This window comes from Streptomyces sp. NPDC059454, from assembly GCF_042749965.1.
In the GTDB taxonomy this organism is placed as follows: Bacteria; Actinomycetota; Actinomycetes; order Streptomycetales; family Streptomycetaceae; genus Streptomyces.
Genome location: NZ_JBHYVC010000004.1, coordinates 178,788 through 193,620, shown reverse-complemented (window position 1 = coordinate 193,620; position 14,833 = coordinate 178,788). Strand labels below are relative to the sequence as shown.

Annotated in this window: 13 protein-coding genes; 6 read left to right on the top strand and 7 right to left on the bottom strand. The window is 73.0% G+C overall.

Annotation, left to right across the window (positions count from 1 at the left end; all coding sequences use genetic code 11):
- Positions 1 to 310: 310 nt before the first annotated feature.
- Positions 311 to 3,136 (top strand): SpoIIE family protein phosphatase, encoded by a 2,826-nt coding sequence (locus ACFXAE_RS04490; protein WP_384707797.1) that lies wholly within the window; start codon positions 311 to 313, stop codon positions 3,134 to 3,136.
- A gap of 157 nt (positions 3,137 to 3,293) precedes the next feature.
- On the opposite strand, the gene ACFXAE_RS04485 is transcribed toward ACFXAE_RS04490, so the two are convergent.
- Positions 3,294 to 3,854 (bottom strand): hypothetical protein, encoded by a 561-nt coding sequence (locus ACFXAE_RS04485; RefSeq protein ID WP_384707934.1) that lies wholly within the window; start codon positions 3,852 to 3,854, stop codon positions 3,294 to 3,296.
- 204 nt (positions 3,855 to 4,058) lie between these two features.
- On the opposite strand from ACFXAE_RS04485, the gene ACFXAE_RS04480 reads away from it, so the two are divergent.
- Positions 4,059 to 4,646: a TetR/AcrR family transcriptional regulator gene (locus tag ACFXAE_RS04480; protein ID WP_384707794.1), complete on the top strand. Its 588-nt coding sequence runs from the start codon at positions 4,059 to 4,061 to the stop codon at positions 4,644 to 4,646.
- Between the two features lie 348 nt (positions 4,647 to 4,994).
- Here ACFXAE_RS04480 and ACFXAE_RS04475 read toward each other — a convergent pair whose 3' ends face one another.
- The 4 genes from ACFXAE_RS04475 to ACFXAE_RS04460 form a co-directional block, all read right to left on the bottom strand.
- A complete protein-coding gene (locus ACFXAE_RS04475; RefSeq protein WP_384707791.1) occupies positions 4,995 to 5,531 on the bottom strand; it encodes a GNAT family N-acetyltransferase in 537 nt (178 codons plus the stop codon).
- Between the two features lie 244 nt (positions 5,532 to 5,775).
- Positions 5,776 to 6,609, bottom strand: a complete 834-nt coding sequence (locus ACFXAE_RS04470) for an alpha/beta fold hydrolase (protein WP_384707789.1) — start codon at positions 6,607 to 6,609, stop codon at positions 5,776 to 5,778.
- 57 nt (positions 6,610 to 6,666) lie between these two features.
- Positions 6,667 to 7,506, bottom strand: coding sequence for an alpha/beta fold hydrolase (locus ACFXAE_RS04465; RefSeq protein WP_384707786.1), 840 nt, complete (start codon positions 7,504 to 7,506; stop codon positions 6,667 to 6,669).
- 447 nt (positions 7,507 to 7,953) lie between these two features.
- A complete protein-coding gene (locus tag ACFXAE_RS04460; protein WP_384707783.1) occupies positions 7,954 to 8,403 on the bottom strand; it encodes a DUF5707 domain-containing protein in 450 nt (149 codons plus the stop codon).
- Between the two features lie 242 nt (positions 8,404 to 8,645).
- Here ACFXAE_RS04460 and ACFXAE_RS04455 point away from each other — a divergent pair, with 242 nt between their 5' ends.
- From ACFXAE_RS04455 to ACFXAE_RS04445, 3 genes are read left to right on the top strand one after another with little or no spacing between them, the layout of a single operon-like run.
- The gene (locus ACFXAE_RS04455; RefSeq protein ID WP_384707780.1) at positions 8,646 to 10,973 is read left to right on the top strand and encodes a sensor histidine kinase; all 2,328 of its coding nucleotides are present in this window, start codon (positions 8,646 to 8,648) and stop codon (positions 10,971 to 10,973) included.
- The gene (locus tag ACFXAE_RS04450) at positions 10,970 to 11,653 is read left to right on the top strand and encodes a response regulator (protein WP_384707777.1); all 684 of its coding nucleotides are present in this window, start codon (positions 10,970 to 10,972) and stop codon (positions 11,651 to 11,653) included. The genes ACFXAE_RS04455 and ACFXAE_RS04450 overlap by 4 nt, the downstream gene beginning before the upstream one ends.
- A gap of 44 nt (positions 11,654 to 11,697) precedes the next feature.
- On the top strand, positions 11,698 to 12,009 hold the full coding sequence (locus ACFXAE_RS04445) for an SCO4225 family membrane protein (RefSeq protein WP_384707774.1): 312 nt from the start codon (positions 11,698 to 11,700) through the stop codon (positions 12,007 to 12,009).
- A gap of 174 nt (positions 12,010 to 12,183) precedes the next feature.
- On the opposite strand, the gene ACFXAE_RS04440 is transcribed toward ACFXAE_RS04445, so the two are convergent.
- Positions 12,184 to 13,062 (bottom strand): GNAT family N-acetyltransferase, encoded by an 879-nt coding sequence (locus ACFXAE_RS04440; RefSeq protein WP_384707771.1) that lies wholly within the window; start codon positions 13,060 to 13,062, stop codon positions 12,184 to 12,186.
- Positions 13,063 to 13,416: 354 nt separating this feature from the next.
- Between ACFXAE_RS04440 and ACFXAE_RS04435 the strand changes: the two genes are divergently transcribed.
- A complete protein-coding gene (locus tag ACFXAE_RS04435; RefSeq protein ID WP_384707768.1) occupies positions 13,417 to 13,908 on the top strand; it encodes a hemerythrin domain-containing protein in 492 nt (163 codons plus the stop codon).
- 304 nt (positions 13,909 to 14,212) lie between these two features.
- Here the strand turns inward: ACFXAE_RS04435 and ACFXAE_RS04430 are convergent, their stop codons facing one another.
- Positions 14,213 to 14,578, bottom strand: coding sequence for a hypothetical protein (locus tag ACFXAE_RS04430; protein ID WP_384707765.1), 366 nt, complete (start codon positions 14,576 to 14,578; stop codon positions 14,213 to 14,215).
- Positions 14,579 to 14,833: the final 255 nt, after the last annotated feature.

The window sequence follows — 14,833 nt, the reverse complement described above, 5'->3', positions numbered from 1 at the left end:
CAGTCTGCACCACCCGCCTCTCGTCGGCTGGCAGAGCGGGTCCGATCGCGAAGAAGGCCGGTACCCACGGGCCGACGAGGACGCCTCCGCGGCAGGCCCGGCGCAACGGCTGCGACGGCCGGGCGTCGGCGTTCCGGCGCCGGGACGGCACCACGCACCCGCCGGCCCCGCGCCCGCGGTCCGCACCGCGGCACCCGGGGCCGGCCACCCGACAGCACGACGGTCCGCGCCCCGGCACGCCCGGGGACCTTCGCCTCCGAGACGCCCGCGACCGAGCGCGTGTCCTGTTCGCCCGATTACTCTGAATCCTGTGGACCCGTATCCGACTCCTTCGGACAGTGGTCACGGCGACCGGACGCAGCCGGTTGCCGGAGTACGTCCGGAGATCCTCGCCTCCTGGCAGCGCTCGCAGTCGCTCGGCATCGACCGCGAGGGGGCGGCCCTGCCGGTGGAGAGCGATCTGGATCCCGACTCCCGGCTGATCAGGGCTGCCGCGCCGGTGCTGGACCGTCTGTGCGAACGGTTCTCGGGCGTGCCGGTGACCGTGGCGCTGGTCGACTCGCAGGCGAACATCGTGGACCGGCGGGGCGGCCCGGCGGGACTGGAGCTGATGAACGCCGCCTCCCTGGTGCCGGGCGCCAATGTCGACGAACGGTTCATGGGAACCAGCAGCGTCAGCATGGTGCTGAGCACCAGGGCGCCGTTCATGGTCGTCGGCCACGAGCACTTCCTGCACAGTCTCAAGGAACTGACCTGCGTGGCCGCGCCGGTGCGCGATCCGGTGGGGGGCACCGTGCGGGGCGCGGTCAACCTCTCCGTGCCCCGGGCGCTGGCCGATCCCGCCATGGCGCTGGCCCTGCAGGACGCCACCGAACGCATCGGGGAACGACTGCTGGAGCTGAGCACGTCCCGCGAGGTCGAGCTGATGCGCTCCTTCCACCGGGCCAGGGAGCGCGGCGGGCACGCCGAGCTGGACCTCGCCTCGGGAGAGCTCACCCGGGGCGGCGGACCGCCGCCCCGGCTGGCCTCCCAGGAGCGGCTGGCCCTGCTGGAGCGTGCCGTCGAGCTGATCTCCTCGGCCGGCGAGGCATTCGCCGAGGTGCCGCTCGCGGGCAGCCGCGTGGCCGTGCTGCGCCGCAGGGAGCTGCACCACGGCGACGTGGAGGGGGCGGCGGTCGAGGTCAGTTTCGAGGACACCGGCGGCACGGGGGCACCGGTCCCGGCCACCGTGACCGCCCCCGACGGTCGTCATGTGCCGCTCCTGGACCGTCCCACCGTGGCGGCGGGTGCGGACGCGCCCGGTGCGACGGCGGAAGCGCACGCCGCCGGACCGGCCGACGCATGGCTGCTGCTGGTCGGCGAGCCGGGCGTCGGCCGGCTCGCCGCCGAGGCGCGCGGGCGGCTGTCCCTGCTGAACGAGGCGGGCGGACGGCTCGGCACCACCCTGGACATGTGGCGTACCGCCGAGGAACTGGCGGAGATCGCCGTGCCGCGCTTCGCCGACCTGGTCGTCGTCGACCTGGTGGAATGCGTCCTGGCGGGCGAAGAGCCACCGCCCGGGCGGCTGCGCCCCGACGTGGCACTGCGCCGGGTGGCCGCCCGGGCCGGCCAGGGCTCCCCCGACACTCCGGCCGGCGGCGTGGACGAACCGGTCGGCTACCCCGCCGGTACGCCCCAGGCCCGGTGTCTGGAGACCGGGCAGCCGGTGACGGACTCGGTGCTGACCGCCGCCCTGTCCGGGTCGCCGGCCGACCGGGCGCACCCCGTCGACCTGCTCGGTGAGGGCGTGCACTCCTACCTGGGCGCGCCGCTGTCCGCGCGGGGCTCCGTTCTGGGCCTGGCGGGCTTCTACCGCCGCGGCAGGACGAAGCCGTACGAGGAGGACGACCTGGCGCTGGCGGGCGAACTGGCGGCCCGTGCCGCGATCAGTGTGGACAACGCCCGCCACTACCGCCGGGAGCACCACGCCTCCCTGACCCTGCAGCGCAGCCTGCTTCCGCACGCCCTGCCCCGGCTGAGTGCTGCCGAACTCGCCTCCCGTTATCTGCCCGCGGACGCCAGGGCCGGTGTGGGCGGGGACTGGTTCGACGCGATCCCGCTGTCCGGGATGCGCGTGGCGCTGGTCGTCGGGGACGTGCCCGGGAACGGGCTGCAGGCGGCGGCGACCATGGGCCGGCTGCGTACGGCGGTACGGACGCTGGCCGGGCTGGACCTGCTGCCCGAGGAGGTGCTGGCCCACCTGGACGACCTGGTCAGCCGCACCCCCGACGAGTCGGCCGACGATCAGGACCCCGCGACGGGGGCGACCTGCCTGTACGCGGTGTACGACCCGGTGGCGTGCCGCTGCACGGCCGCACGGGCCGGTCATCCGCCGCCCGCGGTGCTGACGCCGGGCGGGCGGGCGCGGCTGATCGACCTGCCGGGCGGTCCGCCGCTCGGGCTCGGCGGGATCCAGCCGTACGAGTCCGCCACCGTCGACCTGCCCCCGGGCAGCCTGCTGGCGATGTACACCGACGGCCTGCTCAAGGAGAACCGCGGCTATGGGGACACCGACGTGCGCACCGGGCAGTTGCTGGCCTCGTTGGGTCGCGGCGGCCCGGCGCTGGAGGACATCTGCGACCGGATCGCGGGCGTCCTCCCGCCCGGTGGCCCGCACGACGACGTGGCCCTCCTGCTGGCCCGTGTGCACGCGCTGTCCGAGGACCGGGTGGCGACCTGGGAGTTCCCGTCCGACCCCTCGGTCGTGGCGCGGGCCAGGGCGCTGACCCGCGCCCAGCTCGCCGCCTGGGGCATGTCGGAGCTGGATTTCAACACCGGGCTGGTGGTCAGCGAGTTGATCACCAACGCCGTGCGGTACGGCGGGCGGGGGCCCGTGGGCCTGCGGTTGCTGCGCGACGACTCACTGATCTGCGAGGTCTCCGACCGCAGCAACACCTCTCCGCGCATCCGGCGGGCGGCCATGACCGAGGAAGGCGGGCGCGGCCTCTTCCTGGTGGCACAGTTCACCAGCAGCTGGGGCGCCCGCTACATGCCGCAGGGCAAAACGGTGTGGGCCGAGCAGGCACCGCAGCCGGAGCAGCCCTCGCCGGAGACGGACGAGCAGGCGCTGCTGGCCATGTTCGACGACTCCGGCTGACCGCACGGGCTGTTCCCGGCCCGCCCTCGCGGCGGCAGGCAGACGGCCGGGAGAGGGGTACGGAGCCTCGCACAGGACGTCCTCCCAAGGGGCGGGCCCGCCCGCCGACGGAGTCACCGATGTGCGTGCGGGCGTGCCCCGTCGGCGCCCAGGGGGGTCACACCCCGTCGCGGGCCCGGTTCAGCCGGAGTGCCGAGACGAGGAAGAAGACACCTCCGAGAAAGGCGTAGCCGGCGAGGTGTGCCAGCGTGGGACCGTCGCTGCCCGCCTGCGCGAAGAACGATGCGCCGGCGACCGCGGAGAGGGCGCCGCTGATGATCATCGGCCACTGGCCGCCCAGTTTCCTGCGGCCTGCGCCCACAACGAGTTGGACGAGTCCCGAGACGACGGCCCAGGCTCCCCAGACCCGCAGGACGGCCGGGATGCCCGACGTGACAGCGACAGCCAGACCGATGACCGTCAGCGAACCGATCGCGACGTTCACGTACAGGAATCGGGCCGGACCGCCGTTCGCCTTCACGGACCGGATGTCGACGACCGCGGCCGCCACATCGAACAGCGGGTAGACCAGCAGCAACGTCACACTGAGCACTCCCAGCGTTTCGGCGGTCGTGAACAGCAGGACGGCCCACGCAGCGGCGAACGTGAACCGCAGGAAGTACAGCTTGCGCAAGGCAAAAGGAATGCCGGTGGGGGTTGTGGCGACGAGAGTGTCCATGGAAGTGCCTTTCTGTGGCAGGGAATTGATGCGGAACGGCTCAGTCGTCGCGTGCTGTGACCGGCTTTCCCGGTCGGGTGCGGCGGAGAGCCGTGAAGGCACCACCCATCAGGAGGGAGAACGTTCTGTCTTGCCACCAGATCAAAGAGGGTCGGTGCGGTTGCTGTCAAGACCGAACGTTCTCCCTTTTGGTAGCCTGGCGGCATGAGTCGGAGCCCGAGAGGCGGCAGCACATCCGAAGCGCGAGCGCGGCTGCTCACCACAGCGACCCGGATCTTCTACGCCGAGGGGATCCACTCCGTCGGCATCGACCGGGTCATCGCGGAGGCGCAGGTGACCCGGGCCACGCTGTACCGGCATTTCTCGGGCAAGGAGGAACTCGTTCTCGCGTACCTCGAACAGGCCGACCGGGGGATCCGGGAGCAGGTCGCCGCCGCCCGGGCGAGCAGCCGGTCGGCGGCCGGCAGGGTCCGGGCCGTCGGCAGGTCCATCACCGAGGGCATCCGGTCCCCCGGGTTCCGCGGCTGCGCCTTCCTCAACGCGGTGGCCGAGTATCCCGATCCCGCCCACCCGATCCACCGAGCCGTCCTGGCCCACCGGCAATGGTTCCTGGACACCGTCACGGACCTGCTGGCACAGACCGGCGACGCGCCCGCCGAGGCAGCCGGCCGGCACCTCGTCATGCTCCGGGACGGCGCCATGGCAGCCGGCTGCCTCTTCGACCCCGAACTGGTCTCCGAGACCTTCCTGCAGGGCGTCGAGGGAATCCTGCGAGCTCGCGTCGAGCCGTAGGGGCGGTGCAGCCGGCGTTCCGCCGCTCTCCACCGCGCCGCTCCGACGCCGCTGCCCGAACACGGGTTCCGCCCGTCTCGCTTCGGCGGCTGAGGCATGAGGTCCGTGACAGGCACGGCACCGGCCCGGCGGCCGGGCGGGCCGGCATCAGCCAGGTGATCGTGAAGGGCGGCCGCCTGCGCGACGAAAGGCACCACGGGGCCTCAGCCGGACGATCGTCCCTGCAGGTGACGCGTGAGGCCCGGGGACGCTGTCCCCGCCTTCGGGTCGACGTTCGCCGCCGTCCGGCTGCGTGCCGAGGTCACCGAGGACGCCGGCTCCCGCGCAGCCGCGCTGTGGAGCACGGGCTCAACCGGACGGCGTGGCCGAGGACCACACACCGAACCACTGCTCGGCGCCGTAGGCCTCGAACCGCTCCGCCTCGATGAACCCCAGCTTCGCCGCGAGGCGCAGCGAGCGGACGTTGGCGGTCTGGGTGGCGAGCACCACCGGTTCGCCGGGAAGCGCGCCGGCGAACCAGTCGAGGGCCGCGGCGCACGCCTCGGCGGCGTACCCGCGTCCCCACGCCTGCGGCAGGAACAGGTAGCCGAGCTCGGCCCTCCCCTCGGCCTGACGAAGGTGTCCCGTCTCTCTGGTGAGCGTGATCCGGCCGATCATCGCTCCGTCGAGATCGACTGTGAAAAGGCCGGGGCGCCGGCCGGGCGCCCCGGGCATCGTGCGCTCGAGCTCGTCACGCGGTCGGGGGCCACCGAGGTAGGTGCCCACCTCTGGCGAGGCCAGCAGTTCGATGACCGCCGCGCGGTCCCGGGCCTCGGGCTCACGGAGCACGAGCCGCTCGGTCCTGATCGGGGCAGGTGGCCAGGCGACGGGGCCGAGCTCGGTCATGCCGGCCAGCCTACCCGGCAGGCTCGGCAGCGATCAGAGCTCGCGGACCTATCGACCCGCCGGCCGGGGTCCCGCCCTCACCGACGGACGCTGTCGGTGGGAGTGGGACCTGTGCGTGACGTCGGCTCCCAAGACCCGGTGGTGGTCCTGGGAGCCGACGTTGCCGTAGGGGGAGGGCGTCGATGTCGATGCGGCCGGAGGGGCCTGGTGAGCTCCCGGCGGCGGGAGACCGCCGGGTGTTCGTCTACTTGGCCAGGAAGGCGAGCAGGGCGTCGGTGACCTCCTGGGCGTGGGTCCACAGCAGGCCGTGCGGGGCGCCCTCGATGACGACGTACTCGGCCTGCGGCAGCGCCCGGTGGAAGGGCTCGCCGGTGGACTCGATGGGCAGGATGCGGTCGGCGGTGCCGTGCAGGATCAGCGCCGGCACGTCGACCTTCCCGATGTCGGTGCGGAAGTCGGTGGTCCAGGTGTCCACGCAGGCCAGGGAGGCGTGCCAGGAGGCGCCGGCGGCGACGTTCCAGCTGTTGCGCAGGGCCTCCTCGCTGATCCGGGTGCCGAGGTTCTCGTCCAGGTTGTAGAAGTCCTGGTAGAACGCGGTGAAGTAGGCGTAGCGGTCGGCGGTGACGGCCTGCTTGATGCCCTCGAAGACGCCGGCGTCGACGCCGCCGGGGTTGTCGTCGGTCTTGAGCAGGTAGGGCTCCAGGGAGGCGAGGAAGGCGGCCTTGGCGACCCGGGCGGAGCCGTAGGTGCCCAGGTAGCGGCCGACTTCACCGGTGCCCATGGAGAACCCGACGAGGACGGCGTCGTTGAGGTCGAGGGTCTCCAGGACGGTGTTCAGGTCGGCGGCGAAGGTGTCGTAGTCGTAGCCGGTGGTGGGCCGGCCGGAGCGGCCGAAGCCGCGCCGGTCGTAGGTGATGACGCGGTAGCCGGCCTTCAGCAGGGCGGCGGACTGCTTCTCCCAGGAGTGACCGTCGAGCGGGTAGCCGTGGATCAGCACGACCGGCTGCCCGGTGCCGTGGTCCTCGTAGTAGAGCTCGATGTCGGTGGTGTTCTCCTGGCCGACGGTGATGAACGGCATGGTGGTTGCTGCCTTCCGGTGTGGGACGTGGTGCGGGATGGACGGAGTCGGGTGCGGTCAGCGGACCGTGCGGGCTGCCTTCTCGACGATGCGGGTCACGGCGCCGGGGTGGGAGACGGACACCGCGTGCGAGGCGTCGATCTCGGTGGTGCGGGAGTGGGCGCGGTGCGACATGAAGCGCTGGGCGGCCACGGGGATGTTGAGGTCCTCGGTGGTGACCAGGGACCAGGAGGGGATGGTCTTCCAGGCGGCCCGGGTGGACTTCTCCTCGAGCGCGGCGGCGGCGATCGGGCGCTGGCCGGCCGCCATGAGCCGGGCCTGGCCGGCCGGTACGTCCGCGGCGAACTGCTTGCGGAACTTGTCCTGCTCGATGTAGACGTCGGCACCCCGACTGCCGTCCGGCAGCGTGTAGTTCACCGAGTCGATCACGTTGCCGAGGGTGCTGCCGGGGAACTTGTTCGTCAGCCCGAGCGAACTCTCGCCGGTGTCGGGCAGGAACGCGGCGATGTAGACGAGGGCCTTGACCTTGTCCTCCAGACCGGCGGCGGCCTGGCTGATGACGGTGCCGCCGTAGGAGTGGCCGACCAGGACCACGGGCCCGTCGACATGCTGGACGACGCTGCGCAGGTGGGCGGCGTCGCTCGCCGGACCGCGCAGCGGGTTGGCGGCGGCCACGACCGGGTAGCCCGCCCGCTGCAGGCGCTCGACGACGCCGTCCCAGCTGGAGGCGTCGGCGAACGCGCCGTGCTCCAGCACGATCGTCGGCCGGGTCTGGTGGTGGCGGGGCGCCGCGTCGGCCTCGCCGGGCAGGGTCACGGCCGTGACGGACAGGCCGACGGCCGCGACGCCGAGCAGGGTGAGCAGCCGGGCGGACGGGGTCGGTCGGGTGAGGCGCATCTTCGACGTCCTTCTGTGTGTGGTCTGTCGCCCTGATCGGGTCGGGCAGGTCGGCCGGGCCGGGTCTCGGCTCCACCGGCCGCGTTTTCGCTCGGGCCACCGTCGTCCGGGCACCGTGGGCGCGGGACGGGGCATGTCGGCGAGCAGCGCGAGAGGCCGGGCACGTACCCGGAAGTCGTGGCGGTGGCGGTCGGTGAGGAGCATGGTGGCAGACGACCGGCGGGGAGAACCTGACGGTGCCTCCGGTTGCCGAGGAGGGACACCGGCGAACAGCGCCAGGTCTTCGGGCACATCACCCGTGACCGGCCCGCGGACGAACGCCTCCGGCTCGCCCGCCTGCTCGGCGGGTACATGAGGGCGTCCTTCGCCTTGCGGCCGACCGTGCACCACCGCCCCGCACGGCGGTGCACGGTCGGCCGCCCGGGGGCGTCCGGCCCTGGTGACGGGTCAGCGGGTGACGTCGACCGTGGCCGCGCGGGGCACGAATTCCGTGTCGCCGTCCTTCGCCGTCGCCAGCACCGACACGTACCAGGTGCCTTCCGCGAGGTCGGCCGCGTCCTGCTGCGTCACCTTCAGCGTGTAGGTGCAGCGGGACGTCTCGTCCGAGGTGCTGTGGCACGTGGCCTTGTCCACGTACCGCATCTCCGGCTCGGTCGGGTCGAGCTCGGAACTCGCCGGCCACGCGATGACCCTGACTTCGCGGACACCCGAGTCGTCACTCACGTCCGCGGTGTACGAGAGCTTCCCCTCGCCCTGCCGGGACGGAGCGGTGTAACTGGCGGAGCCGTCCTCCACGGTCGGCTGCGTGGCGGTGGAGGCCATGGCGTAACCGCCGGCGGTGACGGCGCCGAGGGTGACGAGGCCGATGACGGACGGGACGAGAACGCGCTTGGACATGGTGGATCCCCCTGCTGGTGAGTGGAGTGTCGACGGGCGGGAGAGCACGGAAGAACCGGTGGTCGGTCGGCCGCTTTCCCGATGTGATCGAGCCTATGGCCGGGTGCGGGGCGCGATCCTCACGCCGCGGAACGATTGCCGCCTCGAACCGCGGGTGCAGTATCTGCACCCCAGGTTAGAGATCGAGGTCCGCCTCGAGCCCGAGGACAGCCGCTCACCTGCGGTCATAATCTTGATCTCTTATGAAGAACACCGACGACCGGTTCCTGCCCCTCGTGCTGCTCGGCGCCCAGGCCGCGGTGTGGCCGGGGCCGGACGTGATCCGCGGGAACGTCCCGACGGGGTCCGCCCTTTTCGTGGCGGTCCTCGTCGCCGGGCTGGTGACGGCCACGCTCTGTCTGCGCCGTTCGAAACCGGTGATCGCCCTCGTCCTGGTCGCCGCCGCCTGTGCGCTGGGGGCCGGCCCCCTGCCCACCGGCGCCATGGCGGTGCTGGGGACAGCGGGTGTGGCCCTGGCCCTGTTCACCGTGGCCGGCGAACGCGACACCTTCACGGCCCTGTTGTGCGTGCTGGCGCTCGTCTCCTGGCAGTCCCTGTACAACATCACCCTGCACGGGCTCAGTGACCGCAGCGGACTCGACCTCGTCCTGACGGCCGTGCTGTACGCCGCCGCGTCCGCCGCCGGAATGCTGGTACGGCGCAGCCGGCACACCCGGCGGGTCGCCGAACAGCGGTTGAGGCGGGCCGAGATCGAACGTCACCGGCTCCCGGCGGTCGAACGGCAGCGGATGGAACGGGAGCTGCACGACGTCAGCGCCCACCATCTGACGGCCGTGGTGGTCACGGCGGGGGCGGCACTCGGACTGCGCGACCGTCGCCCCGAACTGGCCGAGGAGGCCCTTCGGTTCGCCGTCGAGACGGGCGGTGAGGTCACCCGGGCGCTCGGTGCGGTGCGGGCGCCGGCTCCCTCACGGGACCAGCAGCCGTCACCGAGGGAGCGGCTGCTGGGTCTGGTCGCCGGGTTCTCCCAGCTCGGCCAGCACGTGGAGTGCGAGATCGACGCACTGCCGGACGGTGCCGTGGGGGACGCGGCGTACGGCATCGTGCGCGAGGCGCTGACCAACGTGGCGCGGCACGCGCCCGGTGCGCACACCACCGTGACGTGCCGGTACGGCGATGCCCGCACCGAGGTCGTCGTCACCAGCGCCGCGCCGCCGGCCGGTTCGCCGGCGCACGGCGCCGGCCTCGGCTCGGGGCGCGGCCAGGGCTTTCTGCGGTCGCGGGCCCGGGAGGCGGGCGGCACCCTGACCAGCGGCCCGACGGCGGAGGGCGGCTGGGAGGTCAGCGCGGTCCTGCCCGGCCGGGTCGCCGCCGCCTCGGTGAAGCGGCCGGTCCCGTGGCGGTACCGCCTGGCGCAGGTGACGGCCGCGGCCGGTCTCGTCGTACAGCCGCTGCTTCCCCTGCTGGTCATCCGGACGGATTCCGTGTCGAGCGGTCCGGGGGTGTCGGCGGGCGCGCTCTTCGCGCTGCTGGCCGCGGGGCAGGCGCTCGCGCTGCTGTGGCGGCGCCGGGCGCCCCGCGCCGTCCAGGGTGTCGTATGCGGTCTGGCTCTGCTCTGGCCGGTGGCGATGGCCGTGGGTGAGTACACCGGCCGGGTGTTCCTGCCGCCCCTGTTGAGCATGGCCGCCACCTGTGCGGTGGTCGCCTCCGCCGCGGCCCGCACGACCGCCACCGGTCCGTCCGTCCCCGGAGGCCGCCCGGGTCTGTCCGTGTGGGCCGGCCCGGTGGTGGCCGTGCTGGTGCACGCGGCGGCCACGACCGCCGCGCTGGTGCACCGGGGCACCTCCGTCCCCGGCTGGGTGCTCGTCTTGGGGTCAACGGCCCTGGCTGCGCTGGTGGTCGGCGCGGCATGGTGGGGCGGGACCCTGCGCGGGCACCGCCGCAGGGCCGCCCGCAGTACGCAGGCGGAACACCTCGCGGCCTGGACCGAGGAGGCGGTGCGGGACGCGTGGGCCGAGCGCCGCCGGATCGCCACCGGGCTGGAGACCACCGTGCTGGCGCGGACCGCCGACATGGTCGCGCAGGCCGAGGCGGGCCGGCTCGAGGAGGTCGCCGAACGTGCCCGCGAGGCCCTCGCCGCGATGCGCGCCCTGCTCGACGCGGTCCGGGACGGCGAGGCCGTGCCCGCACTGCGTCCGCAGCCCACCCTGCAGGCTCTCGACCTCCTGGCCCATCAGATCCGGGCCACCGGCCGCGACGTCGGGATACGCCTGACCGACCGCATACCGGGACGGCTGCCCACCACCGTGGACCTGGCTGCCTACCATGCCTGCGAAACGGTACTCGCGGCCGGCGGCGAGGAGCCGATGACGGTGGAACTCGACGCGGACGGCACCGCGCTGACGATCACGGCGATCGGTGTTCCGGGTACCGTACGTTCCGCCCTGTGCCAGCGGCTGTCGGCGCAGGTCGCGATGGTCGGCGGGACGGCCGCCGCCGGCCCGTCCGGTCCGGTCCGCGTCCTGCTGCCGCTGACCGCACCACAGGACGACGAGAAGGGACAACGATGAGCCTCAGGGTGCTGGTCGTCGACGACCAGGGCATCGTACGGGCGGGGTTCGCCGCCGTGATCGACGCCGAGGAGGACCTGACGGTCGTCGGCGAGGCCGCCGACGGCGCCGAGGCGGTACGGCTCGCCCAGGAACTGGCGCCCGACGTGGTCCTCATGGACGTCCGCATGCCCGAACTCGACGGCATCGCCGCCACCCGGATCATCACCGGCCACCCCGACGCCCCCCGCGTCCTGGTGCTGACCACCTTCGACCTCGACGCGTACGTGTTCGACGCGCTGCGCGCCGGCGCCTCCGGATTCCTCCTCAAGGACGTGCACCCCGGTGAACTGCTGAACGGGATCCGGGTGGTGGCCGCCGGCGAGAGCGTCCTCGCCCCCTCCGCCACCCGCCGGCTCATCGGCCACTACGCCTCCAGACCCGGCACCGGCATCCCGGACAGCAGCACCCCCCGCGAGCTGAACAGCCTGACCGGCCGTGAGCGCGGCGTCCTCGGCCTGATCGCCGCCGGACTCACCAACACCGAGATCGCCGAACACCTCAACATCACCGTCGGCACAGTGAAGTCCCACGTCAACGCGCTGCTCCGCAAACTCGGACTGCGCGACCGGGTCCAGGCGACGATCCTCGCCTACGACCTCGGCCTCGCCCACCCCAACCCGCCCCACTCCCCCGCCTGACAGCCCACCGGCCACCGGCCACCACGAACCAGGAGCCCATCCCCATGACCGGCCCAGCTCTCTCCGTCCTGCGCGGTGCGCGCCGCGCCCTCGGCACCGTCGCCGCCCGCGTCTACCTGACGGGCTGTGTGCTGCTGCTCGGATGGGCACTGGTGGCCGCCTCCGACGGATCCATGGCAATCGTCCTCCCCCTGTTCGCCACCCTCCCGGCCAGTCTCGTACTGCTGCTCCTCCTGCCCGAGGGCGACGCGGCGTTCCTGCTCTCCATGGTTCTCGGAGCACTGGTCAACGCCATGATCATCGGCTGGTGCGCCCGCGCGCTGCGCCGTGGGAGCACCCCGGACACGGCATCCTGACGGCGGGGACCGCTCGGGGCGGCCGGACGACCGGTCCGCTCGCCCCGGGTGCGGCCTGGGGGAGCCGCACGGATGGTCGCCGCAGGCACGGCTCGGTCCCCGCAGCGACGGCGTCGACGGTGCTGTCACGGCCACGCGGTCCGCGGGCGGGGAACACGGTGTTCCCCCACCGCCTCATGGCGCGCCGTAGGAGAACCTGTACCCGGCGAAGTCGGCGACGTGGACGTATCCGATGCGCCGGTAGAGGGCGTTGCTGGTGGGGTTGGCCGGATCCGTGAACAGGACGACGGCCGTGGCGCCCGCGGCCAGCGCGGCACGGCTCACCTCGGCCGTCACGGCGCCCGCGTAGCCGCGGCCCCGGAGACGGGCCGGGGTGTAGACGGGGTCCACCCGGACCATGCCGCCGACGACCGAGGTCGCGGCCGCCATGGAGACGGGAGTGCCGTCCGGGGTCTCCCAGAACGTGAAGTGCCTGTCGCCGAAGCGCGAGTCGTCCCAGGAGCCGGCGTCGATCAGGTCGATGGAACGCTGTTCTCCGACGTCGACGCAGAACTCACGGCACCAGCGCACGACTTGCTCACGGTCCTTGACGCCCGTGAGGCGACCCCGGCCTTCCGGGTGCGGCTGCGGTGGGGTGAGCGTGCCGAGGCGGTGGAGACGCGTCCGCCAGAAAGGTACCGGCGCGGCGCCCGTATGCCGCTGCCATGCCCCGGCGAAAGCGCCGGCGGTGTCGCGGTCCGCGATGACATCGGCGGGGGTGTGGCCGAGGCCGGCCAGCTGAGCGGCGAGGGTGTCGGCCTGCTCGGCGGAGACAGGGGTGAGGCCCAGGCGGCCGCGCGGAGTGCGACAGAGGATCGCGCGGACTTCGCCTCCTGACTCCAGCCGGCCGAAAACGGCGGCTTCGGCGTCGTGATCGGCCGTTCTGCGTATCCGCAGCTTCTCGATGTCCGTCAGCGGCATGGTGTGCAGGGCGGGCCGCGAGCGCAGGAAATCCCCGGCACGGGCGAGGAAGTCGTCGACGTCTTCGGTGAGTTGCCAGTCGTCCGGGAGCATGCCTCATGCTCCCGGATTTACCCGGCCCGGGAAAGCACTTCACTGAGAGACGCACCGTCGCCGCGACCGCCCCATGCCCGGCCTCCTCGGCAACGTGCCGGACGTCTTCCGCCCGTACGTCTGCTTCCGCCCGTACGTCTGCGCACCCGCGTTCCGCGATGAGGGCGGCGTTCTCACCGTCGCCTGTTGCCCGGGGCGCCGGGGCGGGGCGAACCCGTTCGGCGGGCCGGTGCCCCGGGCTGCCCCCCCCGGAGGGCGACGGAAACCCGGCACGAAGCCGGAGGCACTCAAACCGGCCGGAGCGGGCAAGCGGTAGTGGCACCGTTTCCTCACGCATGAAGGAGTACGCGTTCCATGGCCGAGACACAGGACGTCGTCGAGCTCATCCTCCGGGACCACCGGCGCATGGAGGATCTCTTTCGTGAGATGCGCAGCGTCGAGGCCGACCGAGCAGCCGCGCTGCAGGAGTTCGCCGACCTGCTGACCGCACACGCGCTGGCCGAGGAGACCGAGGTCTACCCCGCTCTCAAGCGGTACAAGAACATCGACGACGAAGAGGTCGAACACGGCGAGCACGAGCACGACGAGGGCAACAAGGCCCTCCTGGAACTCCTCGAGGTCCACGACACCGGCTCCGAGGAGTGGGACTCGAAGCTGGAGGCACTCGTGGAGGCCGTCACCCACCACGCCGACGAGGAGGAGCGGACCATCCTGAACGGGGCGCGGGAGAACGTGGCGATGCGGCGGCGGGAGGAACTGGGCGCGGCGTTCCTGGAGGAGCGCGGGCGCCTGCTGAAGGCCGGCTGCGGTTCCGTGGACAACGTGCGCCGGATCGTCGGGGACTGATCCGCGGCGACGAGGAGGGGGACTTCACGCCGGGGCCGCACCACCGTCGGCGGACGGACCGGGCTGCGCGAAGAGGGGGTCACGGCCCTCGGCGCACAGAACGGTACGAGCTCTGCCGGGCGCCGAGCGGGAACGACAGCGGGTTGGTCCGACGACCCCTCTCCCCCGGCGTCGGCTCACCCGGGTTCGGCGACCTGGTCGCCGGCTGTCACGCGCACGAAGGTCTCCGAAGCGTCTTGGGGGCCGAGGAACAGCCGGCAGGGGGTGCCCGAAGCCTGCGCCGGCCCGGCGTTCCCGTGGACCGTCACCAGGAACACCCGCCGGCCGGACGCGCGTTCGGCCGCTGCCGCGTGAGAGCCGGGGTGCGGGGGGTTTCCTCGCTGTCCTCCATGGAGGACACTCCGACGGCGAACGCGGCCGCGTCCTCGTCCGGCCGCCGCCGTGCGGGCTCCGGCTCCCGGGACATCACGGCCACCTCGGCGGAGAGCGCCGCCGCTCGCCGGACCCCGAGGTCCCACAAGGTGGTCCGGCTGCCGGAGCCGAACCGGTCCCACAGGTCTCGCTCCACCGTGGCCGGCCCGCCACCGCCGTACGAACCGGTGCTCCGGAAGCCGCCCGTGGACGGCAGACGGGTGTCCGTCCACAGCGCCCGCCGACGACCCGGGTCCACGTACTCGGTGGCGCCCCGCGGATCACTCGGAGGAACGAAGCACCGCGTGAGCGCTCGCCCGGGCGAGGCGCACCCCGTCGACGATGAGGTCGTCGGTCAGGGGGTCGTGGCAGCTCCATGGCAGTGCTGACGACGCCGAAGGGGACATGGCCGGCAGCGCGGCGGGACTGCCGCCCGTCCCCTTACCGGGCAGATCGGTCTGCCCGGTAAGGGGACGGGCGGGCGATGAGCGAGGTGGAACGTACGCCGGCCACC

Coding starts and splice junctions, on each gene's coding strand:
- ACFXAE_RS04485 (WP_384707934.1), bottom strand. CDS start 3,854: ATGGACACTCTCGTCGCCACAACCCCCACCGGCATTCCTTTTGCCTTG.
- ACFXAE_RS04480 (WP_384707794.1), top strand. CDS start 4,059: ATGAGTCGGAGCCCGAGAGGCGGCAGCACATCCGAAGCGCGAGCGCGG.
- ACFXAE_RS04440 (WP_384707771.1), bottom strand. CDS start 13,062: ATGCTCCCGGACGACTGGCAACTCACCGAAGACGTCGACGACTTCCTC.
- ACFXAE_RS04470 (WP_384707789.1), bottom strand. CDS start 6,609: ATGCCGTTCATCACCGTCGGCCAGGAGAACACCACCGACATCGAGCTC.
- ACFXAE_RS04450 (WP_384707777.1), top strand. CDS start 10,970: ATGAGCCTCAGGGTGCTGGTCGTCGACGACCAGGGCATCGTACGGGCG.
- ACFXAE_RS04465 (WP_384707786.1), bottom strand. CDS start 7,506: ATGCGCCTCACCCGACCGACCCCGTCCGCCCGGCTGCTCACCCTGCTC.
- ACFXAE_RS04460 (WP_384707783.1), bottom strand. CDS start 8,403: ATGTCCAAGCGCGTTCTCGTCCCGTCCGTCATCGGCCTCGTCACCCTC.
- ACFXAE_RS04445 (WP_384707774.1), top strand. CDS start 11,698: ATGACCGGCCCAGCTCTCTCCGTCCTGCGCGGTGCGCGCCGCGCCCTC.
- ACFXAE_RS04475 (WP_384707791.1), bottom strand. CDS start 5,531: ATGACCGAGCTCGGCCCCGTCGCCTGGCCACCTGCCCCGATCAGGACC.
- ACFXAE_RS04455 (WP_384707780.1), top strand. CDS start 8,646: ATGAAGAACACCGACGACCGGTTCCTGCCCCTCGTGCTGCTCGGCGCC.
- ACFXAE_RS04435 (WP_384707768.1), top strand. CDS start 13,417: ATGGCCGAGACACAGGACGTCGTCGAGCTCATCCTCCGGGACCACCGG.